Annotated in this window: 25 protein-coding genes and 2 pseudogenes; 13 read left to right on the forward strand and 14 right to left on the reverse strand. The window is 72.9% G+C overall.

Features of this window, described 5'->3' with window-relative positions; translation table 11 throughout:
• Positions 1–248: 248 nt before the first annotated feature.
• From NDW01_RS28285 to NDW01_RS28300, 4 genes are all read right to left on the reverse strand, one after another.
• Complete coding sequence (locus NDW01_RS28285) at positions 249–632, reverse strand: ACT domain-containing protein (RefSeq protein WP_252826137.1); 384 nt, start codon at positions 630–632, stop codon at positions 249–251.
• On the reverse strand, positions 625–987 hold the full coding sequence (locus tag NDW01_RS28290; protein ID WP_252826139.1) for an antibiotic biosynthesis monooxygenase family protein: 363 nt from the start codon (positions 985–987) through the stop codon (positions 625–627). Before NDW01_RS28290 ends, NDW01_RS28285 begins: the two co-directional genes overlap by 8 nt.
• Before the next feature lie 66 nt (positions 988–1,053).
• Positions 1,054–1,848: a cytochrome c oxidase assembly protein gene (locus NDW01_RS28295; RefSeq protein WP_252826142.1), complete on the reverse strand. Its 795-nt coding sequence runs from the start codon at positions 1,846–1,848 to the stop codon at positions 1,054–1,056.
• Entirely contained in the window at positions 1,845–2,390 is a 546-nt protein-coding gene (locus tag NDW01_RS28300) for a DUF2243 domain-containing protein (protein WP_252826144.1), read from the reverse strand. The genes NDW01_RS28295 and NDW01_RS28300 overlap by 4 nt, the downstream gene beginning before the upstream one ends.
• A gap of 262 nt (positions 2,391–2,652) precedes the next feature.
• Between NDW01_RS28300 and NDW01_RS28305 the strand changes: the two genes are divergently transcribed.
• Both NDW01_RS28305 and NDW01_RS28310 read left to right on the forward strand, forming a co-directional pair.
• A complete protein-coding gene (locus NDW01_RS28305) occupies positions 2,653–3,450 on the forward strand; it encodes an alpha/beta fold hydrolase (RefSeq protein WP_252826146.1) in 798 nt (265 codons plus the stop codon).
• Positions 3,451–3,465: 15 nt separating this feature from the next.
• A complete protein-coding gene (locus NDW01_RS28310) occupies positions 3,466–4,425 on the forward strand; it encodes a MerR family transcriptional regulator (RefSeq protein ID WP_252826149.1) in 960 nt (319 codons plus the stop codon).
• A gap of 10 nt (positions 4,426–4,435) precedes the next feature.
• Here NDW01_RS28310 and NDW01_RS28315 read toward each other — a convergent pair whose 3' ends face one another.
• Both NDW01_RS28315 and NDW01_RS28320 read right to left on the reverse strand, forming a co-directional pair.
• On the reverse strand, positions 4,436–4,975 hold the full coding sequence (locus NDW01_RS28315) for a TrmH family RNA methyltransferase (protein ID WP_252826151.1): 540 nt from the start codon (positions 4,973–4,975) through the stop codon (positions 4,436–4,438).
• Positions 4,972–5,577 (reverse strand): class I SAM-dependent methyltransferase, encoded by a 606-nt coding sequence (locus tag NDW01_RS28320; RefSeq protein WP_252826154.1) that lies wholly within the window; start codon positions 5,575–5,577, stop codon positions 4,972–4,974. The genes NDW01_RS28315 and NDW01_RS28320 overlap by 4 nt, the downstream gene beginning before the upstream one ends.
• A gap of 99 nt (positions 5,578–5,676) precedes the next feature.
• On the opposite strand from NDW01_RS28320, the gene NDW01_RS28325 reads away from it, so the two are divergent.
• Positions 5,677–6,129 (forward strand): hypothetical protein, encoded by a 453-nt coding sequence (locus tag NDW01_RS28325; RefSeq protein WP_252826156.1) that lies wholly within the window; start codon positions 5,677–5,679, stop codon positions 6,127–6,129.
• A 22-nt stretch (positions 6,130–6,151) separates the two neighbouring features.
• Here NDW01_RS28325 and NDW01_RS28330 read toward each other — a convergent pair whose 3' ends face one another.
• The 3 genes from NDW01_RS28330 to NDW01_RS28340 form a co-directional block, all read right to left on the reverse strand.
• Complete coding sequence (locus tag NDW01_RS28330; RefSeq protein ID WP_252826158.1) at positions 6,152–7,099, reverse strand: VWA domain-containing protein; 948 nt, start codon at positions 7,097–7,099, stop codon at positions 6,152–6,154.
• Positions 7,096–8,067 carry a DUF58 domain-containing protein gene (locus tag NDW01_RS28335; protein ID WP_252826160.1) on the reverse strand — a complete coding sequence of 324 codons (972 nt, stop codon included), beginning with the start codon at positions 8,065–8,067 and terminating at the stop codon, positions 7,096–7,098. The genes NDW01_RS28330 and NDW01_RS28335 overlap by 4 nt, the downstream gene beginning before the upstream one ends.
• A gap of 64 nt (positions 8,068–8,131) precedes the next feature.
• Complete coding sequence (locus tag NDW01_RS28340; protein ID WP_252826171.1) at positions 8,132–9,136, reverse strand: AAA family ATPase; 1,005 nt, start codon at positions 9,134–9,136, stop codon at positions 8,132–8,134.
• Between the two features lie 127 nt (positions 9,137–9,263).
• On the opposite strand from NDW01_RS28340, the gene NDW01_RS28345 reads away from it, so the two are divergent.
• Complete coding sequence (locus NDW01_RS28345; RefSeq protein ID WP_252826173.1) at positions 9,264–10,052, forward strand: hypothetical protein; 789 nt, start codon at positions 9,264–9,266, stop codon at positions 10,050–10,052.
• Between the two features lie 54 nt (positions 10,053–10,106).
• Complete coding sequence (locus tag NDW01_RS28350) at positions 10,107–10,736, forward strand: LysE family translocator (protein WP_252826175.1); 630 nt, start codon at positions 10,107–10,109, stop codon at positions 10,734–10,736.
• Positions 10,737–10,840: 104 nt separating this feature from the next.
• Here NDW01_RS28350 and NDW01_RS28355 read toward each other — a convergent pair whose 3' ends face one another.
• Both NDW01_RS28355 and NDW01_RS44465 read right to left on the reverse strand, forming a co-directional pair.
• Positions 10,841–11,260, reverse strand: a complete 420-nt coding sequence (locus tag NDW01_RS28355) for an MFS transporter (protein WP_252826177.1) — start codon at positions 11,258–11,260, stop codon at positions 10,841–10,843.
• Positions 11,261–11,279: 19 nt separating this feature from the next.
• Positions 11,280–11,648: pseudogene (locus NDW01_RS44465) on the reverse strand (MFS transporter); the annotation flags it as partial.
• A gap of 124 nt (positions 11,649–11,772) precedes the next feature.
• Between NDW01_RS44465 and pdxR the strand changes: the two are divergent.
• The 3 genes and pseudogenes from pdxR to NDW01_RS44470 all read left to right on the forward strand — a co-directional run.
• Positions 11,773–13,218 carry a MocR-like pyridoxine biosynthesis transcription factor PdxR gene (gene pdxR, locus NDW01_RS28375; protein WP_308211789.1) on the forward strand — a complete coding sequence of 482 codons (1,446 nt, stop codon included), beginning with the start codon at positions 11,773–11,775 and terminating at the stop codon, positions 13,216–13,218.
• A 251-nt stretch (positions 13,219–13,469) separates the two neighbouring features.
• Positions 13,470–14,231 (forward strand): class I SAM-dependent methyltransferase, encoded by a 762-nt coding sequence (locus NDW01_RS28380; RefSeq protein WP_252826181.1) that lies wholly within the window; start codon positions 13,470–13,472, stop codon positions 14,229–14,231.
• 390 nt (positions 14,232–14,621) lie between these two features.
• A pseudogene (locus tag NDW01_RS44470) lies at positions 14,622–14,903 on the forward strand (Tn3 family transposase); the annotation flags it as partial.
• Positions 14,904–14,981: 78 nt separating this feature from the next.
• Here NDW01_RS44470 and NDW01_RS28390 read toward each other — a convergent pair.
• Positions 14,982–15,992, reverse strand: coding sequence for a sigma-70 family RNA polymerase sigma factor (locus NDW01_RS28390; RefSeq protein ID WP_252826200.1), 1,011 nt, complete (start codon positions 15,990–15,992; stop codon positions 14,982–14,984).
• 198 nt (positions 15,993–16,190) lie between these two features.
• Here NDW01_RS28390 and NDW01_RS28395 point away from each other — a divergent pair, with 198 nt between their 5' ends.
• The 4 genes from NDW01_RS28395 (at position 16,191) to NDW01_RS28410 (ending at position 19,339) form a co-directional block, all read left to right on the forward strand.
• A complete protein-coding gene (locus NDW01_RS28395; protein ID WP_252826202.1) occupies positions 16,191–17,669 on the forward strand; it encodes an MFS transporter in 1,479 nt (492 codons plus the stop codon).
• A gap of 79 nt (positions 17,670–17,748) precedes the next feature.
• Positions 17,749–18,084 carry a hypothetical protein gene (locus NDW01_RS28400; protein WP_252826204.1) on the forward strand — a complete coding sequence of 112 codons (336 nt, stop codon included), beginning with the start codon at positions 17,749–17,751 and terminating at the stop codon, positions 18,082–18,084.
• A gap of 2 nt (positions 18,085–18,086) precedes the next feature.
• The gene (locus tag NDW01_RS28405; RefSeq protein ID WP_252826206.1) at positions 18,087–18,929 is read left to right on the forward strand and encodes an alpha/beta fold hydrolase; all 843 of its coding nucleotides are present in this window, start codon (positions 18,087–18,089) and stop codon (positions 18,927–18,929) included.
• 110 nt (positions 18,930–19,039) lie between these two features.
• Positions 19,040–19,339, forward strand: a complete 300-nt coding sequence (locus NDW01_RS28410; RefSeq protein WP_252826208.1) for a hypothetical protein — start codon at positions 19,040–19,042, stop codon at positions 19,337–19,339.
• 206 nt (positions 19,340–19,545) lie between these two features.
• On the opposite strand, the gene NDW01_RS28415 is transcribed toward NDW01_RS28410, so the two are convergent.
• Together NDW01_RS28415 and NDW01_RS28420 are read right to left on the reverse strand one after the other, a co-directional pair.
• Positions 19,546–20,589: a tyrosine-type recombinase/integrase gene (locus tag NDW01_RS28415; RefSeq protein WP_252826222.1), complete on the reverse strand. Its 1,044-nt coding sequence runs from the start codon at positions 20,587–20,589 to the stop codon at positions 19,546–19,548.
• Between the two features lie 85 nt (positions 20,590–20,674).
• Positions 20,675–21,310, reverse strand: a complete 636-nt coding sequence (locus tag NDW01_RS28420; protein ID WP_252826224.1) for a TetR/AcrR family transcriptional regulator C-terminal domain-containing protein — start codon at positions 21,308–21,310, stop codon at positions 20,675–20,677.
• Between the two features lie 203 nt (positions 21,311–21,513).
• On the opposite strand from NDW01_RS28420, the gene NDW01_RS28425 reads away from it, so the two are divergent.
• Positions 21,514–22,449: a quinone oxidoreductase family protein gene (locus tag NDW01_RS28425; protein WP_252826227.1), complete on the forward strand. Its 936-nt coding sequence runs from the start codon at positions 21,514–21,516 to the stop codon at positions 22,447–22,449.
• Positions 22,450–22,489: the final 40 nt, after the last annotated feature.

A 22,489-nucleotide genomic window follows, 5' to 3' on the forward strand; every position in this document is an offset into this window, starting at 1 on the left:
TCCAGACGGAAGAACTGCTCCAACTCCCCGGGCGACGGTTCCGTGGCGAACCGGCCGTAGCGGGCCTCTTGCTCAGCAGACAGGTACTCAACAGGCTTGCCGAGGACCGTAGAGCCAGCTGACCAGGCAAAACAGGTACGTCACCGAATCGGAATCAAGATCGCCTCGCTACCGCTGATCCCCGTTCCGATACTCCCCGAGGGCCACGCACACCCACTTCGGAGGGCACCGTACCCGGCCGGGAACGGTCAGCGATCCCAGGCGGCCGTCGCCTCGGCGCCGGCTCGCGGATCGTCCACCACGAGGATCAGCCGGTGGTCGTGGTCGGAGTAGAGGACCTCGATGTTCACGCCGGCGTCGGCGAGGGCCCGGCTGATCGCCCCGAGCTGCCCCGGCCGGTCCTGGTCCAGGCGGCGGGCGAGGACCTCCCGGCAGGCCGTCACGCGCAGGCCGGCCGCCCGCAGCGCCGCGCTCGCCGCCACGCCGTCGTCGAACAGGAAGTGCGCGACCGCCCGCCCGCCGACGACGAACACGCCGCCGCCCTCCACGCTGGCGCCGGCGGCGCCGAGGGCCTCGCCCATGGCCGCCAGGGCGCCCGGCTCGTCGTCGAGCTCGATCGTCAGGTCATGCATCAGTGGTCCTCTCGTCGTGGGCGCGGCGGCTGTCGGCGGGCGCCTCGTTGCGATCGCCCGGCCCGTAGTCGCGGATCACCTCGGCCATCCGCAGCCGGTAGTCGGTGAAGAACCGGCGCCGGCCCAGCGCCTGCGCGCGCCGGTGCGCCGGGGTGTTACGCCAGGCGGCGACGGCCTCCTCGTCCCGGAAGTAACCGATCGCGACGAACCGCCCCGGATCGGTGTCGCTGGTGAACCGCTCGATCCCGTGGAGACCGTCCAGGTCCGGCAGCAGCTCCCGCAGCCGCGCCGCCTCGCTCAGGTACTCCCGGTAGGCGGCCTCGTCCCCGGGATCGAACCGGAACTCGAAGATCATTGCTATCACCGGCCGAACGTATCCCGGCGACACTTGCGGCTCCGTCGAAACGCCGGCGGCCTATGCCTAGGAGGATCCGGTGAGCAGGGCCGCCCGCCGGCGCGGGCGTTCGGGACGCCAGGTCGCGACCAGTGCGGCGGCCAGGAGGAGCTCGGCGACGTCCCCGCCGTAGTACATGATCGCCGCGGCGTCCTGAATCCGGCCGGCCGGGGCGTGGACGTGGACGCCGAAACCGCCGTACAGCAGCTGCGCGACCGTGGCGTGCGCCGCCACGGCCACGCCGAGCAGCACCAGCCGTGCGGGTACCCCCGGCCGGCCGGGCGCGGGATCGGGGCCGGCCACCACCCAGGCGAACAGGTACCCCGAGGCCAGGAAGTGGGCGTGCAGGAGCCAGTGCCCGGCGGGCCGGGCGGCCGCCGCGTCGTACAGCGGCGTGAAGTACAGCACGCCCAGGCTGCCGGTGCTCAGCATCAGGGCGATCACCGGGTGGGTGAGGACACGTGCCGGGCGGGCGCGCAGCAGGCGGGTCACCTGCCGCGCGCGGCCGGCGGGCAGTGCCCGCAGCAGTACCGTCAGGGGAGCGCCGAGCACGAGGGCGAGCGGCGCGTACATTCCGATGATCATGTGTTGCAGCATGTGGCGGCGGAAGTCACCGTGCGCGGCGACCGGGGGCAGCAGCGCGACGGCGAGCAGGGCGCATCCGCCGAGGAAGCTCCCGGTGCGCAGGCGCTGTGGCCCCCGGTCGCGGTCGCGGGCCCGCGCCACCAGCCACAGGTACGCGGCGGCTGCCGCCAGGACCAGAGCCAGGGCGGGGAGCGTGCCGGGAGTCGTTCCCCCGGCATGGTGGAGGTGGCCGCTCATCGGGCGGGGACCGTTCCGGGTGCGGCCGGGTCGACGGGGCGGGCGCCGCGCCGCATCAGGTGACCGGCGGCGACCAGCGCCCAGCCCAGCAGCAGGAAGCCGATGTCCCACCACAGCCGGTACGGGCCTCCGCGGACGTGGTGGATGCCGAGGACGTGGTGGTCGAGGATCCCCTCGACCAGGTTGAACAGGCCCCAGCCGGTGAGGACCCAGCCCCACAGGACACGGGAGGTCCACACGCGGCGGCGGTTCAGCGTCACGCGCGAGTACAGCACGGCCAGGCCCGTCAGCACCGACAGCCAGCACACGACGTGGAAGATCCCGTCCCACAGGGTGTTCATCCGCAGCCCCGGCACGGTGTTCGGGTCGTAGTACCGCACGCCGATGTTGGCGGTGTCGGTGCTGGACAGCATGTGGTGCCACTGCAGGACCTGGTGCAGCAGGATCCCGTCGACGAAGCCGCCCAGGCCCACCCCCAGGAGGATTCCGGGCAATCGGATGCTCCGGGCGGGCGGGTTCGCCTCGCGCCCGGTCGTGCTCATCGCCGGCCTCCGTCCCCCCGCGTGATCCGCGCGACCAGGTCCTTCCCCGGCCATGAGCGCGCCACACGGGCCACCGCCGGCGGCGCCGGGGGACTCTGGAACGGGCGGTGCGGTCCGCTTCGCGGCGGCGCCTGGCGTGGATGGGCGCGCTCCTCGCCCTCGCCGGCATGACGGCCCGGAACGGCCGCCGGGGTTGAGTCTCAAGGGACTCGAGACTCCATGATCTTCCACGTCGGCCGAACCGGATCTTGGAGGAGTCAGGATGAGCGAGGGGACGAAGCACGTGGTCTCCCGCGCGGGCGTGGACATCGCCGTCCGCGACCATGGCGGGAGGGGCGCTACGGTCGTCCTGCTGCACGGCGGCGGCCGTGACATGGGCGACTGGCGGCGGGTGACCCCGCTGCTCGCCGAGGCCGGGCTGCGGGTGGTCACCGCCGACCTGCGCGGGCACGGCGCGTCCGGCCCGGCGCTGTGGTCGTGGCAGGACGCGATCGACGACCTCGCCGCGGTGATCGACCGTCTCGGGCTGGGTGAACCGGCCGTGGCCGGGCACTCCCTCGGCGGGATCGTCGCGGCCCTGTGGGCCACGAGGCGGCCGCGGTGCCCCCTCGCCGTGAACGTGGACGGGCACACCAACCCCACCGGCCCCTTCGACCTGGACGCCGGCGCCGCGCGGGCGGCGGAGCAGACGATGCGCGGCTTCCTCGAAGAGGAGGCGCGGCGCGCCGGCGATCCGGCATTGACCCGCCTGGTCGCCGAGCTGGGCGCCCTGGACCTGTTCGCGACCTACCGGGCGGCGCGCTGCCCGCTGGTGGTGGTCCAGTCGGAGGGCTCGGACCTGGAGGAGCTGCTGCCGCCGCCGGTCGCGACGGCGTTCGCGGCGTACCGGCGGGGGTTCGCACGGGAGTTGGCGGCGGTCGCGGCCGCCACACCGCTGCTGTCGGTGGTGCACCTCGCGACCGGCCACGACGTGCACCTGGAGGCGCCGGCGCGGGTCGCCGGCCTGATCCTGGAGCGGCTCGTCCCCGCCGGGGACGGGTACCGCCCGGCGGATCGATGAGCCAGGCTGGGCGGCATGCACGAGGGGCTGCGCACGATCGGCGAGATGGCCCGGCTCAGCGGGCTGCCGGTGGCCACGATCCGGTACTACTCCGACGAGGGGCTGGTGCCGCCCGCCGCCAGGTCGCCCGGCGGGTACCGCCTCTACGACGACGACGCGCTGACCCGGCTCGAACTCGTCCGCACGCTCCGTGATCTCGGCGTCGACCTCGCCACGGCCGCCCGGGTGCTGGACGGTGCGCAGAGTCTGGCGCAGGTCGCGGACCGGCAGGCGGCCGCGCTGGAGGCACGGATCCAGGAGCTGCGGGTACGGCAGGCGGTGCTGCGCCATGCCGCCGCCCGCGGCGCGGATCCGGCCGCGGTCACCCGTGCGCACCGGCTCGCCGTGCTCGCGGCGGGGCGGCGGCACCTGATGGTGACCGAGCTCATCGGCGAGGCGACCCGCGGCCTGGACATGGAGCCGGGCTTCGCCGCGCACCTGCGCTCGATGGTGCCCGACCCGCCGGAGGACCCGGAGCCCGCGCGGCTGGAGGCGTGGGTGGAGCTGGCGTACCTGGTCGGCGATCCGGGCTTCCGGACGGCGGTCCGCGCGGCGTTCGAACGGCACGCCGCCGACCGGGCCTCCGGCGCGGACCGCGGCGACCCGGCGAGCTGGCGCCGTGCCGAGCGGGCCGTCCTCGACCTGGCAGGCGCGGCGCTCGCCGAGGGCGTCCCACCGGGCTGCGCGCGGGCGCGGGCCGTCGTCGAGGAGCTGGTCGCCGTGTTCGCCGGCGCGCACGGCCGGAACGACGACGCGGAGTTCCGCCGCTGGCTGGCCGAACGGGTCCGGGTCGGCGCGGACGCGCGGGTCTCGCGGTACGTGGAGCTCCTGGCCGTGATCGACGGCAGGGCCGCCGGGCCCGACCCGGTTCCGGCGGCCCGGTGGTTCCTCAGCGCGCTGGAGGCGTCCGCCGCGGCCGTGGCGGGGCCTGCGTGACGGGCACCGGTCAGCGGGCCCACTCGCGGCGGCGGGCCTCGGCGAGGGCGATGGCGGTGGCGACCGCGACGTTGAGGGAGCCGACCCGTCCGATCTGGGGGATGTAGGCGACCGCGTCGGCGGCGGCCAGCAGGGCGGGGGAGCAGCCGTGGTCCTCGCCGCCGACGGCCAGGCAGACGTCGCCGTCCAGCGGGGCCTCGTGCAGGGGGGCCGCGTCGCCGGTCAGCTCGATCGCGACGATCCGGTAGCCGTCCTCGCGGGCGGCGCGTACGGCGTCGGTGACGGGGACGGGCGGTTCCCAGGTGATGAGGCGTTCGGTGCCGAGCGCGGTCTTGCGGGCGTTGGGATGGGTCGGGGGAGTGGCGTTGCCGGCCAGCCACACGTGGTCGACGCCGAACGCCGCCGCGGACCGGGTGATCGAGCCGATGTTGAACGGCTGGGTCACCGACTCGACGAGCAGCGCGAGGCGGTCCTCGGTGCGCCGGCGCCAGGTGCGGTTCAGGCGCTTGACGTCGGTGGGGCGCAGTTGCCGACGCTCGTCGGTGCTCACGATGGGTCCTTCGGGTCGACGGCCAGGACGCGGTACCCGGCGCGGGAGGCGATGCGTTCGGTGGGATGGCCCTGGTCCCGCAGCCAGCGCTGCAGGGAGTCCGAGCCGAGGTTCTTCTGCACGACCAGGTGGGCGCGGCCGCCGGGGGCGAGCCGGGCCAGCCAGGTCTGCAGGAGCGTGTGCAGGGCCTGCTTGCCGATGCGGATCGGCGGGTTCGACCAGATCGCGGCGAACCGCAGCGCGGGATCGATCCGGTCGGCCAAACCGAACCTTACATTGTCAAGGCCGGCGGCTCGGGCATTCTGCTCCGCGATGATCAAGGCCCGCTCGTTGACGTCCACCCCCCAGATCATCGCCTGCGGCGATCGGCTGGCCATGGTGAGGGCGATGGGGCCGTAGCCGCAGCCCAGGTCGAGGAGGTCCCCCTCCGGCGGGGGAGGGGGGACGGTCTCCAGCAGCACGCGGGTGCCCGGGTCGACGCGGTCGGGGGAGAACATCCCCCGGTCGGTGGCGAGCCGCAGGTGAAGGTCGGGCAGGACGAGGTCGACGGTGCCCGGTCTGCTGTCGGCCTGCGGCTGTCGCGCGAAGTAGTGCTCCCCCACGACGGCTGACCGTACCAGCGTCCGGCTGGGGGTGACCTCAGGGGCGGCTCGGGGGAATCCCCGATGGCCCTCCCGCCGATCCCGGCGCATCATCACGATATGACGCATGAACCGGATGTACCGCGCCGCTCGGAGACGACCTGGATCGCCATGGCGGCGGCCGCCGACGGGCCCTGGGCGCTCGCGCTCGCCGGCGGGGCGGCGGTCGGCCTGGCCGACTTCGCGCTGCACCTGCTGGGCTGGCACCTGACCCTCGCCGCGCCGATCGCCCTCGGCCTGTCGGTGTTCTTCCTCATCGGCGCCGGCGGCGCGCTGCTGCGCCAGGGCCGTGACCGCGCGCGGGCGTGGGCGCAGGCGCACCCGTGGTCCTACGCCGCGGTCCCGGCCGCGGGCACGGCGCTGACGGTGTTCGCGACCTACCTGTTCCTGTCCGGGCACGGCCTGTTCGCCAGCCTGTGGGAGGGACTGTCGGACGGCGTGGGCGTCCTGGTCCTGCTGGGCCTCATCGGGTACGTCGCACGCGGCGTCCGCCCGGCGGCCCGGCGCGGCTGATCCCTTCCCGGGGCGGCGGCCGTCAGGGCAGGCGCTGGAACCACACCAGCGACAGGCCACCGGCCGCCAGGGCCAGCAGCAGCGCGGCGAAGATGTACTGCGAGGCGGCCTCCTGGCGTTCGATGCGGTACCCCAGCGAGCTGCCGATGTGGCGGTAGACCTCCGACAGCTCCGATCCGGCCTGCGCCTCGTACGCCTTGCCGGCGGTGTCGTGCGCGAGGTTGCGCAGCGTGGTCTTGTTGACCTGCACCGGAACGGTCTCCCCGTCGATGTCGACGGTGCCGTACGGGGTGCCGAACGCGATCGTCGACACGGGCACCTTCGCGGCGCGGGCCGCGGCGGCGGCCTCGGTGACCGACCGGCCGCTCTGGTTGTCGCCGTCGGACAACAGGACGATGTGCGAGGGCGGCGGGTCCTGGGTGGCGCGCGCGTCGAACGACCGGATCGACTGCAGGGAGGTGAACACCGCCTCGCCGATCGCGGTGCCCTTGCCCAGCTGCAGCCCGTCGATGGCGTGGCCCACCGCCTCCCGGTCGAAGGTCGGGGCGACGACGGCCGAGGCGTTGCCGGAGAAGCTGACCAGGCCGACGTTGAAACGCATCGGCAGGTCCTGCACGAACTTCCTCGCCGCGGCCTTGGCGGCGTCCAGACGGGTCGGCAGGACATCCGTGGCCTTCATCGACAGGGAGACGTCGATCGCCACGATGATCGTCGCGCGTTCCCGTGGCACCTTGACGGGCTTGGCGGGCCGGGCGAACCCGACCGTCATCAAGATCACCGACAGGAGGAACAACGTCGCGGCCAGGTGCCGGCGCCACCCGGGGCGGCGCGGCGCGATCTGTGCCAGCAGCGCCAGGTTGGAGAAGCGCACCGCGGCCTGCCGGCGGCGGGCCTGCATCAGCAGGTACGCCCCGACCAGGAACGGCACCAGCGCCAGCAGCCACAGGCGGCCGGGAGACAGGAAGGTCATGAGCGGCCTCCTCGCGGCTGCGGACGGCCCGCGACACGCCGCTGCTGCAGCGCGAACCGGGCCACATCGCTGATCCAGTCACGGTCGGTGCGCAGCACCAGGTGAGACGCCCCGCTGCCGCGGATCGCCGCACCGATCCGCGCGCGCTGGGCGGCCGCCGCGGCGGCGTACGCGGCGCGGACCCGGCCCGACAGGATGATCTCGCGGGTCTCGCCGGTCTCCGGGTCGCTCATCAGCACCGGCCCGACGTCGGGCAGATCCAGCTCCCGCGGGTCGACGATCTCCACGGCGATCACCTGGTTGCGGACGGCGAGGCGGCGCAGGGGCCGCTGCCACGGCAACTCCCCGCCCGTGGTCGCCTGCCCGTCCAGGAAGTCGGAGATGACCACGCGCAGGCCCCGCCTGACCTGGCCGCGGGCCAGACCGGAGATCCCGTCGGCCAGGCCCGGCCCGGGACCGGCGGCGGACCCGGCCCCGGCGCCCCCGCGCGGGGTGTCCAGCAGCCCCTGCAGCAGCGCGTACATCGCGGACCGGCCCGTACGGGCGGGCCAGCGGCGCACCTGACCGCCCTGCATGATGTAGGCGCCGAGACGGTCACCCAGACGGGCGGTGAGGAACCCCACGGCGGCCAGCGCCGCCACGGCCAGGTCGCGTTTGGTCATCCGCGCGGTGCCGAAGTCCATGCTGGGCGACATGTCGACCAGCGCCCACGTCTCCAGTTCATGGTCGGCGATCAGGTCCCGTACGTGGGAGACCGTCGTCCGGGCGGTGACGGCCCAGTCCATGTGGCGGACGTCGTCCTCACCGGGCTGGTACAGCCGGGCCTCGGCCAGGTCGCTGCCGGGCCCGGGCAGCAGGCCCAGGTGCTCGCCGTGCAGCAGCCCGTCGAGGCGGCGCGTCACCTGCAGCTCCAGTCGCTTGAGGGATCGCTCGGGCGCCAGCCTGCCGAGCTTCGGCGACCTGCTCACGGAGCCTCCTCCGCCGGCGGAGTGACCACGAGCGCCGTGCCTCCGGTTCGTCCGCTCCGTCCGCTCATGAGGCGTGCTGGTGGTTCCACACCACCCGCGGCGGCGGGACCGTGGCCAGGATCCGCTCGACGATCGCGACCGGGTCGACCCCGTCGGCGACCGCGTCGAAGGACAGCAGGATCCGGTGGGACATCACGTCGACGGCCACGGCACGGACGTCGTCGGGCAGGACGTAGTCACGGCCGCGCAGCAGCGCCAGGGCGCGGGCGGAGGCGACGAGACCGAGCGTGGCGCGGGGGCTGGCGCCGATCTCGATGACGCCCTCCAGGTCGGGCAGGCGGTACTGCTCCGGTTCGCGGGTGGCCATGACCAGCCGCACGATGTAGTCGGCGACCAGTTCGTGGACGGCGACCTCGTCCGCGGCGCGCTGCAGCGCAATGAGACTGCCGGGATCGAGGATCCGCTCGGCGTCCGGCGGGTCCACGCTCATCCGCTGCAGGATCTGCATCTCCTCGCTGGCGCCGGGGTAGGCGACGTTCACCTTCATCAGGAACCGGTCCCGCTGCGCCTCGGGCAGGGGGTAGACGCCCTCGGACTCGATGGGGTTCTGCGTGGCGATCACCACGAACGGCTCCGGCAGGGGATGGGTCCGCCCGCCGAGTGAGACCTGGCGTTCGGCCATCACCTCCAGCAGCGCGGACTGCACCTTCGCCGGGGCGCGGTTGATCTCGTCGGCGAGGACGAAGTTGACGAACACCGGGCCGAGCTCCACATCGAACTGCTCGGTGGACGGATGGTAGATCCGGGTCCCCACGATGTCGGAGGGCACCAGGTCGGGCGTGAACTGCAGGCGGGCGAACGACCCGCCGACGACGGTGGCCAGGGTCTCGACGGCGAGGGTCTTGGCGACGCCGGGGACACCCTCGAGCAGGCAGTGGCCGCGCGCGAGCAGGGCGATGACCATGCGCTCGACCATGTGCTCCTGGCCGACGATGACCTTCTTGACCTCCGCCACGCTCTGCCGCAGCAGAGCCGCCGCCTCTTCGATGTCACCTATGGCGATCGTCATCTGATCCCTCGGGTCAGGGGCATGCTTCAACGCTGATGACCCTATGCGATTCAGGCGAAAAGTCGTCTGATCCCCTAGCTGTTAGGGTGTCGCGCGCGACACGGAGAAGCCGGGGGAGGGGGCATCGATGCCCAAACCGCTGCAGGTCGGCGACCCAGCCGAGCTGGGGCCGTTCCGGCTGCACTCTCGTCTGCGCGAGTCCGTCGCCGGGATCGTCTACCTGGGCGCCGACCCGAACGGCCGGTCGGTGACGGTGGCGTTGCTGACCGCGGCGGCGGCCGGTGACGCCGCCGCCCGGGACCGGTTCCGCGCGGCGATCGCCCGTGAGACGCCGCCGCCGGACCCGGTGCCGCGGGTGCTGCCGGAGCCCGCCCCGGGGGAGCCCGCTCCCGTGATCGCGGCGCTGGCCGAGGGCGGCGCGCCGTGGGTGGCGACGACCTACGAGGAGGGGCGCGCGGGCGCGGAGCGGTTCCTGGAGCCGGTGCTGCCGCAGCGCGGCTGGACGGGCCGGGTCCGCCGGGGCCCGCAGTTCCAGGCCCACTGGGCGTCGGGTCCGGCCGGCCCGGCGGTGAGCACCGAGGGGCCGCCGGTCTCCGGGCCGGTGGCGGCGTTCGGGGATTCGAAGGGGCTGGCCACGGCGGTGCTGTCGCTGGCGGCGCTGCTCGCGCTGCTGGCCCTGCTGGTGCTCCTGCTGTTCTCCTGTGAGCCGGAGCAGCCGGCGCCGCCGATCCCGACGCAGACCCCCACGTCCACGCCGGCCAGCCCGGAGCCGTCGCCGTCGCTCACGTCGTCGCAGCCGTCGCCGTCACCGGGCCGGTCCACTCCGGGGACGCCGCGGCCCCGCCCGAGCGGCGGAGACAGCGGGAACCCGCCGGGCGGTCCGCTGGCGGGTGTCGCGGGCCGCCGGGTCCGCTGAGGTGTCGCGGGAACTCGGTTGCCGGTGCCGGCCGGTGGCCGGGGGCATGAGGCCATGGTTCAGAGTCTGATCGTGTTCGTCGGCGCGGCGTTCCTGGTCGCGATGGTGCCCGGGCCCAGCACGGCGGTCATCGTGCGGGAGTCGGTGCGTTCGGGCCGGCGTGCGGGCGTCGCGGTGATGCTGGGCAACGAGATCGGGGTGCTGTTGTGGGGGCTGGCGGCGGTGTTCGGCCTGTCGGCGCTGCTGCTGGCCTCACGGGTCGCCTATGACGTGATGCGCGTCGCCGGGGCGGTGTTCCTGATCTGGATGGGGACGCGGGCGCTGTGGCGGGCGCGGCGGGACGGCGCGCCGGTGGCGGGGGAGGAGAGCCCGGCGCCGGCGCCGGCGCGGGGGCGGTTGTTCCGGCTGGGGCTGCTGACCAACGCCGCCAACCCCAAGGCGGGGGTGTTCGCGGTGTCGTTCCTGCCGCAGTTCGTCCCCCATGGGGCCGCGGTCCCGCCGATGCTGGCGTTGCTGGCGCTGGTGTGGGCGCTGGTCGATGTGGCGTGGTACCTCGGGGTGATCTGGCTGGCGGGACGCGCCGGGCGGCTGTTGCGCGGCCCGCGGGTGCGGCGGCGGATGGAGCAGGTGTCCGGTGTCGTGCTGGTGGGCCTGGGCGTGAGGCTGATCACGGACTCCCGGTAGGGGCGCCGGGTTCGGGGCGCTCGCGGGTCCTCCACAGCGTCATCCCCAGCCGGCCGCCCGGATCCTGGCGTGACGCGGCTTTCGCCGGGCGGTGTGGGACGTGGTTATCCACAAGTCCCCGTGCGTACGGCCACCCGCGGCGCCGCATGGGCCCGCTCGGCGTACCGTGTCACCGGGCCCATCGCCGCCCCCGCCGTCAGGAACGCCGCGCCGAGCAGCAGCCAGCCCGGCCCGCCCCAGCCCAGCAGCAGCGTCGTCAGCACCAGCGGCCCGGCCATCCGCGCGCACTGCGGCGCCATCCCGTAGAACCCCTGGTACTGCCCGTGCCGGCCCTCCGGCGCCAGCGCGAAGCTCAGCTCCCAGCCGCCCGCCCCGTGCAGCATCTCCCCGAACACCTGCACCAGCGCGCCCGCCACCAGCAGGACGACCGTCACCACGACACCCGAACCGGCCCCCGACATCGCGTACACCGCGCACGACGCCGCCATCAGCACGCCCGCGCGCCGCGTCGCCCGTGCGCTCACCGGCCGGCACCAGCCCCGCCAGCAGCGCCTGCCGCGCCGACGTCAGACCCGCCTGGCAGCACGCATACGCCGCGAAAGCCGCCGTGAACAGCGGAAACGACCGCACCACCAGGAACGCGGCCAGTGTCACGGCCGTCGCGGCGGCCAGCCCCACCGCCGTACGGCGTGGTCCCCACCGGTCGGCCAGCCGCCCCAGCGGGACACCGGCGAGCATGCCCACCGCCCAGCCCAGTGTCAGCGCGAACCCCACCCGCGCGGGTGACAGCCCCACCACGCGCGTGAAGAACAGCACCGAGCAGGCGTAGAACGCCCCATCGCCCACGGAGCCGACCAGCTGCGCCACCGCCGGCGTCCGCGCCGGCCCGGACGTCGCCACGATACGGACCATGCGCGGCCGCTCCTTCCCCCGCCGGGCGGACCCGCCACCCGGGCGCCCGGAACCAGCCAACCCCGCCCCATTGGCCGGCAGAAGAGCCAATCAGCGCCCGGTCGAACGGGCCAAAATAGGGGGCGTGGACCCGCACATCACCCTCGACGGTCCCGGTGACCTGTCCACCCGCATCTACCACCAGCTCCTCGACGCGATCCTCGACGGCAGGCTGCGCCCCGGGGAGCGGCTGCCGCCCAGCCGCGAACTCGCCCGCCGCCTCCAGGTCTCCCGCAACACCGTCTGCGTCGCCTACGAACGCCTGACCGCCGAAGGGTTCCTCATCGCCCGCGTCGGATCCGGCACCTACGTCGGCGACGCCCGGCACACCCGCGCCCGGCGCCGCGCCGCACCCACCGGCGGCGCCGTACGCCCCCGCCCGCCCTGGGACTCCCTGACCCCCGCACCGCACCCCACCGGCGCTCCGGCCCCGTACGACTTCGGTGTCGGCATGCCCGACGGCGCCCTGTTCCCCCTGGCCACCTGGCGGCGGCTCCTCACCGCCGAACTGCGCGCCTCGGCGCTGCGCGTCTCCGGCTACGGCGACCCCGGCGGGCATCCCGCGCTGCGCGCCGCCGTCGCCCGCCACGTCGGCGTGTCCCGGTCCGTACGCGCCGACACCGACGACGTGCTCATCACCCAGGGCGCCCAGCAGGCCCTCGACCTGCTCGCCCGCGTCCTCATCGCCCCCGGCGACCACATCGCAGTCGAGGAACCCGGCTACCCGCCGGCACGGCGCCTGTTCACCGCGCTCGGCGCCCGCGTCACCGGCGTGCCCGTCGACGAGGAGGGCCTGGACGTCACCGCGCTCCCCGCCACGGCCCGCCTCGTGTACGTCACGCCCTCCCACCAGTTCCCGCTGGGCACCCCCATGTCCGCGGCCCGCCGTACCGCGCTGCTCGCCTGGGCGGACCGGCACGGCGCGGTGATCGTCGAGGACGACTACGACAGCGAGTTCCGGTTCTCCGCCCGGCCCCTGCAACCGCTGCAGAGCCTCGACCGCACCGGACGGGTCATCTACGTCGGAACGTTCTCCAAGACCCTGTCACCGTTGCTGCGTTCCGGTTTCCTGGTCGCCCCGGCCGCGCTGCGGCCGGCGCTGCGCGCGGCCCGGCAGCTCACCGACTGGCACGGCGACCCCGCCGCCCAGGCCGCGCTGGCCCGCCTCATCGACTCCGGGGAGCTGTCCCGCCACGTCCGCAAGGCCACCCGCGTCTACGCCGCCCGCCACGAACGCCTCACCACGGCGCTGGGGGAGGACCTCGCCGACTGGCTCACCCCGGTGCCCTCCACCGCCGGACTGCACCTGTGCGCGCGCCTGCGCCCGGGCGTCCGCGCCGACCTGGAGCAGGTCCACGACCGGGCCGGCCGGCTCGGCGTCGCCGTCGAGCCCCTGGCCGCCTACTGCGCCGACCGGCCGCAGCCGGGCCTGGTCCTGGGCTACGGGATGATCCCGGCCGAACGCATCGGCGACGGCCTGCGGCTCCTGCGCCGCGCCTTCCGCGAAGCGCACCCCACCGTACGACGCTGACCGGCCGCGCGTACGGGCCATGGCGCGCCGCCCCCGTACGCGCGGCCGGTCGGTCCTCGTTGCCAAGCCGCCGCTGGGCGGGTAGGGCTGAACAGCGCGCCGTGAGGCGCGGGGCGTGCCCGGAAGCCTGGTCCGCATCACAAGGGGCCTGTGCATCGATGCGGCGGAGGTCCACCTGCTGTGACCGGAAATGATCACCGGGATCGGTGTTCGGGGTCCTGCTGCACCGGGTCAGGGGAGATGATGAGGAGATGACTGCCGGCTCACGCGCTCATTCGTTCAACGCGGCCGCTGCCCAGTACGACGCGAGCCGTCCGTCGTATCCGCCCTCGGTCTTCGACTTCATCGAGGACTTCGTGAGCCGGCCTCTGGCGGGCATCCGCGTCGCCGATGTCGGCGCGGGCACCGGAATCTCGTCCGCCCTCCTGCACCGGCGGGGCGCTGATGTGATCGCCGTCGAGCCGGGGGAGGCGATGGCCGCCGAGTTTCGTCAGGTGCTCCCGGGCATACCGATCGTCCGGGGCGACGGCAACGCCCTCCCCCTCGCCGATTCCTCGCACGACCTCATCACGTATGCGCAGTCCTGGCAGTGGACCGACACCTCTCGTTCCGTCCCGGAGGCGCTGCGTGTCCTGCGCGCCGGCGGTGCGCTCGCGATCTGGTGGAACACCACCGCCTTCGACGTGCCGTGGGCCCGTGCCCAGCATGAGCGCATCGCACGCCATTGCGGAGTGCCCCCGCGTTCCGCGGTGCGTCCCGACGACGGCGAAGCCATCCGGCTCGCGGGCCTGACCGGGCTGCGGGTCGCGCGTCGGCACATCCGCTGGCAGCGAACGGTCCCTCTCGACACGCACCTCGCCAACATCAGCAGCCGCTCGGCGTTCCTGATCCTCGACCAGACGGCGAACCACGCCTTTCTCGCCGAGGAACGTACCCGGCTACGTGAGGTCTTCCCCGATGAGACGGTGGAAGAGACCTATGTGGTCGATCTGCTGGTAGCCGCTCGTCCGTGACGTGGCGTCGTTTCCCTTCGCACCGGTCGGCGCTGTTCACCCTGGTGGAGGCGGTGGAGCTGGAGGCCACCAGCGCCGACCGCAGCGTGCTGGACGCGGCGGAGTTCCTGATTGCGCTGCGCGGCGCCAAGGCCGCTCTGGTGCCCGAGCAGATTGTGGTGGAACGGCCAGACCTTGGCGGCGAGCCGGTGCCGGTGAGGTTGTCGATCGACGTCGACGCCTTCACCTCGCTGCAATGGCGCAAGACCGTCCGCGATCCCGCGCGGCCCCGGGATGCTGGTGCGCCGCCACCTGGAGGTGTGCGTGTTCACCTACCTGGCGGCCGAGCTGAGCTCGGGCGACATCGCGGCGGCCGGGTCGGACTCCTACGCCAACCTGCACCACCAGCTGATGTCCTGGGAGGACTGCCGGCCGCTGGTGCCCGCGTTCTGCGCCCAGGTCGGGATCCCCACCGAGGCGGCCGCGCTGACCCGGCACTACCGCGACGAGCTCGCCGCCGTCGCCGCGGCGGTGGACGCCGGCGCCCAGATCGACACCTGGGAGGACAACCTGCTGGCCGAGACCAGCATCCGGTACGGCCGGATCGCCTACCGGCACGTGTCCAACACCTACATCGCACTGTTCTCCCACTTCATCCCCTGGACCCGGAACCCCGCGTGCTGTTCGGTGCACCGCCCGCCTGAGTCGGGCGGCGACCAGCAGCGGGCATGAAGTCGCGGTAGACAACCGTCGGTCGATGTTGTCGTGCGCTCATTCAAGACCTGTTCCGGCATCGGGCAGGGTGCGCGGCAGGCCGAATGTCGAAAACAACGCCGGATCCTGGAATGAGGTCACTCGTGTGATGCGCGCTGCCGCGATGGTGAGGACCTGGATCGAGTGTGCATGGTGGATGCCGTCGCGGTCGCGTCGGTAGGTGGCGAGTGCGGGTTGACCGTTGGCGGCGGTCCGGACGACGTGGATGTCGGCGGGATTCGCGGGGATCCGGGAGCCGAGGAAGCGTCCGATCACCTGGCGGCCGGTGAACCAGGTCGGGATCGGCGGCATCTCGTACACGGCGTCGGCGGTGAGCACTCGCATGAGGGCGGTCACGTCGGCGTTCTTGAACGCGGTAGCGTACCGGTCGAGCAGGGTGCGCTGTTGCGGGTCGGTCGGTTCGACGAGTTCGTCCTCGGCGGGCGTGGCGCGTTCGAGGTTCGCTCGGGCGCGTTGCAGCAGGCTGTTGACCGCGGCGACCGAGACTTCGAGGAGCTCGGCGACCTCGGACGCCTGCCAGCGCAGCACGTCGCACAGGATCAGAACGGCGCGCTGCCTGGCAGGCAGGTACTGCAGGGTCGCGATCAAGGCCAGGCGCATCCCCGCGCGGGAGGCGACGATCGAGGCAGGGTCGGTCGGCGCGGTGCCGAACAGGGTGTCGGGGATCGGCTCCAACCAGGCCACCTCGTGCAGCGCGGGCGCCACGGACGCTTCCGGTCCCTCGGCGGGACCGCTCAGGCCGGAGGGCAACGGACGGCGGCCACGGTCCTCCAGCGCTCTCAAACAGACGTTGGTCGCGATCCGGTAGAGCCAGGTACGCAGCGACGCCCGGCCCTGAAACCCGTCGTATGAGCGCCACGCGCGCAGCAGGGTCTCCTGAACGAGGTCTTCGGCGTCATGCACCGAACCGAGCATCCGGTAGCAGTACGCCAGCAGTTCACGACGGTACGGAGCGGTGAGGTGAGCGAAGTCCTCGCCGCTTGACGTCATCGTTTCCTCACGCTGCATCGCAGTTACCAACCCCCATCACACGAGCAATTCCACGCCTGGGTCCCTCACCTGTACAGATCCCCGCCACCACAGAAACTCATCGGTCTTCGGTGCCTCGCGGACCGATGAGGTCAAGCGGTCGGCCGTATCTGTACGAGTGACCGCGCACGGCCGGTTCGCCGGCGGACGTGCGACCAAGGGGAAGGAGCCCGAACAGTGGTCAGTACGGATTTCACGGCCCGGCCGTCAGGACCGGCCACCCAGCGAGCAGGACGGCTCTGGCTCATGCTGGTCGTGCTGTTGCTCGGCCAGTTCATGGGCCTGCTGGACGTCACCATCGTCAACGTGGCGGTGCCAACGATCGGGGCGGATCTACACGCCTCCGGAGCGTCCCTTCAATTGGTGGTCGGCGGGTACACGGTCGCGTACGCGATGCTGCTGATCACAGGAGCGAGGCTCGGCGACCTCTACGGCCGGCGGCGGATGTATCTACTCGGTGCCGTCGTCTTCACCCTCACCTCGCTGATCTGCGGGCTCGCGCCGAACAGTGCGACGCTGATCGTCGCTCGCTTCATACAGGGTGCCGGCGCGGCGGTGATGGTGCCGCAGATCATCAGCGTCATCCAGACCCGGTTCGACGGCATGGCACGCGCCAAGGCGCTGTCGGCCTATGGAGTCGTGTTGTCGACCGGTGCTCTGGCGGGCCTGGTCTTGGGCGGCATCCTGGTCGACGCCAACCTGCTGAACGCCACCTGGCGACCGGTCTTCCTGGTCAACGTGCCCCTGGGAGTGCTCCTGGTGGCGCTCGTCCCGGTGTTCGTGCCGGCCGACGAGCCCCGCGGCACCCGCCGGCTCGACTTCGCCGGTCTCGCCATTGCGGTGCCGGCAGTATTCCTTGCGGTGCTGCCGTTGGTGCTCGGGCACCAGGTCGGTTGGCGGCCCTGGACGTTCATCTGTATCGCCGCCGGCATTGTGCTGGCCGGGGTCTTCGTCCTGGTCGAGCGGAGCATCGCGGCCCGCGGCGGTGACCCGTTGCTGAGCCTGTCGGCGCTGCGCGCGCCTGGAATGGCGTCCGGCGTGGGCACTCTCACCTGCATGCAGGTCGCCTACGGCGGGTTCATGTTCACTCTCGCGCTGCACCTGCAAGGTGGTCTCGGGGACAGCGCGCTGCGTGCCGGCCTGACCTTCGTGCCGGTCGCCGCGGTGTTCGGGCTGGTGGGGTTCTACTGGCGGGCGCTGCCCAGATCCATTCACCACACACTGTCGCCGACCGGCATGGCGATGTGCGTCCCGGGCTACCTCGGCATCGCTGCCGGCTTCCACGGCGGGACCCAGGACAGCCCGCTGTTGTGGGCCGGGCTCATCGTCTGCGGGCTCGGCATGGCTTTGACGCTCAGCCCACTACTGGCCCTGGCGTTGGTCCACGTGCCACTGACCAAGGCGGCTGACGCCAGCGGAGTGCTGACCACCACGATGCAACTTGGACAGGTCATCGGCGTCGCGGTGTTCGGCAGCCTCTACCTCTCCCTGGCCGAGCCGCTCCCGCAGCATTCGCCGGCACGAGCGCACTCATCGGCACATGCGATGTCGACGGCGGCGGAATGGATGGCGTTCCTGAGCGTCGTCGGCGTCGTCGGCGGTATCGCCCTCGCCCGCACCGTACGCCGAGCCGGGCGGCCTGACGCCGTCCGATAGCGACTCGGACGCGGTCACGGCGTCGACAAAGGTGCCCATGCAGGCTGGAAGCCCCCATCTCGAGTACCTGGAGGTCCGGATGAACAAGATCAATATCGTGCAGTACGAGATTCGCCCTGAATCCGCCGATGAGAATCAACGGCTGATCGAGGAGGTCATGTCCGAGCTCGCGCACAATGACCCAGGCGGGCTGCGGTACGCCGCGTTCCGCCTCGACGACGGGGTCACCTTCGCTCACATCGTAGTCAGCGAAGACGATCGTGATCCGCTGTCGCGCTCCGCCGCTTTCACGGAGTTCCAGCAGGGAATCGGTGAGCGCCAGATCCCCGGCACTCGCGTACGAACCGCCGCGACCCTTGTCGGGTCGTATCGTTTCTGGAGCCAGACCGCCCCTGACCTGACAGGCGGGGAGTGAAGATGCGGAAGACCGTTCTGCCGGAACCTGGTCTGGCTCGTACGGTCCGTGGTTCGGGTCCCGGTCTGGTGCTCTCCCATGGCGCGAATGGAAGCATCGAGCGTCAGTTCGGACCGATCCTTGACGGGCTCGCGGCGGATCACACCGTCGTCGGGGTCGACCTCCCGGGTTCGGGCGCGACACCTCGATCCGAAACTCCGCTCGACATCGACGAACTCGCGGATCAGCTGGTCGCCGCCGCCGACGCTGAGGGCCTGGACACCTTCACGATCGCCGGCATCTCTCTCGGAGGCCCCATCGGCATCCGTGCCGCCGTCCGCCACCCCGATCGGATCACGGCCCTCGTACTCACCGCCACCTTCGCTCGGCCCGATGCCAAAGTGCGCCTGTTCAACTCGATCTGGCGCCGACTCTACGAATCCGGAGACCGTAGGGTTCTCGCCGAATTCGGTGCCCTCATGGCCTTCAGCACCCGTACTTTGAACACGATGCCGAGCGAGAGGCTGCAGGCCACGATTGAACGGATCGCCGGGGCGTTCCCGCCGGGCACGCCCGAACAAGCCGATCTGCTCGAGCGGATCGACGTCAGCGACGACCTCTCGCAGATCGAAGTTCCAACGCTCGTAGTCGTCACGATAGGCGACTGGCTCGTTCCCCCCGAGACGCAACGATGCCTCGCCGACCGCATTCCCGGTGCGAAGTCAGCCGAGATCGCCACGGGCCACGCGCCGTTCGGTGAAGATCCGGACGAGTGGCTGAGGATCATTACGACATTCCTGCGGCGCAACCGGCCGCAGGGTGCGGAGGAGACGGGGCGACCCGGTTTTCCGAGCCGTCATCGCTGACGAAGGCCGTCGGCATCTCTCGGCATAGCGGCTGCTGGGAGGCCGAGCAGGTCTGCGTCGTCCTGCGCGCCGCGGGCTGCGCCGAGTTCCCCGCCCGCGCCGGGTTCTCGGTGGAGAGCCACGACCCGTTCACCGTGGGCGTCTGCGACGACTTCACCGACCCCGCCCGGCAACCGGCCGCGCGCACCCGCGCCGCCCAGGTCCTGCCCGAGGCTGGCTACCGCGTCGAACCGCACCCCTACGACGAGGAGCTGCTGGCGGTCCGCCCTCCGGCCGGGCGGACCCCCGCCGCACCGGCCCGCGGAGAGCGGGGACAGCACTGCCTGGAGCGCGGAGAGCCGCCAACGACGCCCGAGCCGAACGCTCGAGCGTCGTTGCATCCCCGCTCCAACCAGCTACAACACTGGTGATGCACAACGGATTCGACGGCGCCGCCGAGGAACCGCACTTCTCCGGCACTGCCGGCGGACAGGAACGCGGCTACCACGTCCTGACCTTCGACGGCCCCGGACGGCCTCGGTGGTCGCCACCGCGTCGGGTCCGCGGCCGCGCCACTGCGAAGACCGGACGCTTTCGGCAGGCGATGTCCGGCCGAGCGCGCCGGCGCACGCGGAGGCTATTCCCGCTCGCCGGCCTCCGGGCCGCCGAGCAGAGGATGGACCCGCATCGCCGCCTCCAGCTCCCCGGGCAGCTCGTCACGGTAGCGGCCCAGCGTCGACAGGTCCGAATGCCCCAGCACCCGCCGTACCGCGTCCATGTCCGTCGCCGCCGCCAGCAGATGCGTCGCGGTCGTGTGCCGCAGCCCGTGCGGGGTCACCGAACGCCGCCGGTCCGGGTCGACCCGCGCCAGCACCCGGTCGATCACCCCTTGCACGTCCCCGCGCGCCAGCCTGCGCCCCCGCCACGACAGCAGCAGCGCCGGGGTCTCCACCACGCGGGCACGCCGCTCCGCCAGGTAGGCGTCCAGCACCTGCACGACACCGTGGGGGAGCGGCACGTCACGCGTACGGCCGCCCTTCCCGAAGATCCGCCAGTACCGCACCCCGTCATTGGTGAAGAAATGCTCCACGTCCGCGCGCGTCAGCTCCGACACGCGCGGCCCGACCGTCGCCAGCAGCAGCACGATCAGCGCGTCACGCAACTCGGTGCGCTGATCCGCCCGCTTACGCTCGTCCGGCCCCGCCGACGCCAGCCCCCGCGCCGTGCCCAGCAGCCCCTCCGCCTGCTCACGCGTCAACGCCCGCCGCTCCGGCCGCAGACCGCCCCGCTGTCGCGGCGTCACCGTCACCGCCCGCATCGGATTCAGCTGCACCCACCCCGCCACGGCGGCGTGCCGGAAGAACGCCGACACCGACCGGCGGAACCGCGCCTGGGAGTACGCGCTCTGCAGGGGAGCGGACCCGCCGCCGGCCGCCGGCGTCTTACGTCGGCCGTCCGGTTTGCGGGCGAACCGCAGCAGCACCTCGTCGACGTCTTCACCGGTCAGATCGTCCAGCACCCGATCCGCGCCGGCGAGGACCGCGAACGTGTGCACGTCACGCGTGTAGATCTCCGCGGTGCTCGGCGCCAGCGCGCCGGTGACCGTCTTGGCCCGCACCATCTCCGCGTAACGATCCGCGGCCTCTTCCACAGTGACTCGCTGGACATCGACAGGACGCACCCGCCGGACCTTACCGGCCCCCTACGACACCGGCGCCCGCCCACCGGCCACGGCCCCGCCCGGGCACCCGCACCCCCGCCCACGGTCAGTGCACGGGACCGTCCAGGCGGGCGCGGATCCCGGTGAGCAACAGCTCCAGCCCGAAGCGAAAATGCTCCTGCGGATGCGGGGCCGCCACGTCGCCCGCCGCGGCGTGCAGGGCCGGATGACGCTGAGAGTCGAGCGCTGACACCAGCCGCGCGACCGCCGACCGGCCTCCGTCGGGCAGCGCGGCCGCCAGCTGCTCCTCGGCCGCATGACCGACGACGAAGTACGTCAGCGCGTCCACGGCCCACACGGCGTCCCGCAGCGGCAGACCCGCGTCCCGCAGTGTCGCGGCCATCGTCTCCCCGTAGGACAGGGCGTTGGGCAGCGGGAAGAAGACCCCGGCGAACAGCCGGGCACCGTCCCGCCGCGCCAGCAGCGCGCGGCGCAGGCGCTGCGCGGTCTCCGCGACCCGCGCTTCCCAGGGCAGGTCCGGGGCCAGCCCGGCGGTCACGCCCTCGAGCATCCGGTCGGCCATCGCCTCCAACAGGGCCTGCTTGCTGGAGAAATGCCAGTACGTCGCGCCGTTCTGCACGCCGAGCGCGGCCGCGAGCCGGCGCATCGTCAGCTTGTCCAGGCCGGCCTCGTCCAGCAGGTCGAGTCCGCCGGTGACCACCTGCTCGCGGGTCAGCCGCATCCGTGTGCCTCCCGTAACCGGTTGACGGTGCCCTTCAGTATCCCGCACACTTCAACACTGTTGAACTTCAACGCTGTTGAAGTTCTCCGTGAGAGAGGAGACCAGGTCGCTGATCGGGACCATGGGGTGACGCGGCCGCGGCGGCCACCGGCCGGTGGCCTCCGGCACGTCCCGTTCCACGAACGCGAAGGAGGCGGTGCCGCGTGCGCGCGGTCCGATTGCACGAGTACGGCGGCCCGGAGGTTCTGCGGGCCGAGGAGACCCCGGCGCCCGAACCGGGGGAGGGTGAGCTGCTGATCGAGGTCGACGCCGTCGGCGTCACGCTCCCGGTCGTCCGCGCCACCCGCGGGGAGTCCGGCGTGCCGCTCCCGCACATACCCGGCGGGGAGATCGTCGGGCGGGTGGCGGGGATCGGCCGGGGGGTGAGCGGCCGCCGGGTGGGGGAGCGGGTCGCCGGGCTCGCCTTCAGTGGCGCGTACGCCGAGACCGTGGCGGTTCCGGCCGTCATGGTGACGGCCGTGCCCGACGACGTCGACGACCTCGCGGCGCTCGCGCTGACCCGCAGCGGCCAGGTCGCGCTCGGCGCGCTGCGCGCCGGCGGATTCGCCGAGGGTGACAGCGTGCTGGTCACCGCCGCCGCCGGTGGCGTCGGGCACCTGGCGGTCCAGTTGGCCGCCGCGCTGGGTGCGGGACGCGTGACGGCCGCCGTGGGAGACGCCGCCAAGGCCGGGTTCGCCCGCGAGCAGGGAGCCGGTCACGTCGTCACCTACGACCAGGACGACTGGGGCGACCCGGTGGACGTGGTCCTGGACGGCGTCGGCGGTCAGGTTCAGGACGCCGGGCTGCGGGCGCTCGCGCCGCTGGGGCGGCTGGTCGCGTTCAACGCAGTCGGCGGGACCGTCGACACGAACGCGCTGCGGATGCGCGGCACCTCGGTCATCGGGTTCGCGGTGGCGCACCTGGCCGCCCGGCGGCGCGATACCTACGAGCGCCACCAGCGGGAGCTGTGGGAACTGCACCGGGACGGGCACCTGCGCCCGGTCGTCCATGAGGCGATGCCCCTCGAGCGCGCGGCCGACGCCCACCGCCTCATCGAGGCCCGCGCCAACCGCGGCAAGATCGTCCTTCTGGCGCGGTGACGCGTACGGCCGCCGCCCACCGCGCGGATCCGGTGAGACG

Source organism: Actinoallomurus soli, assembly GCF_024055715.1.
GTDB classification, from domain to species: Bacteria; Actinomycetota; Actinomycetes; order Streptosporangiales; family Streptosporangiaceae; genus Actinoallomurus; species Actinoallomurus soli.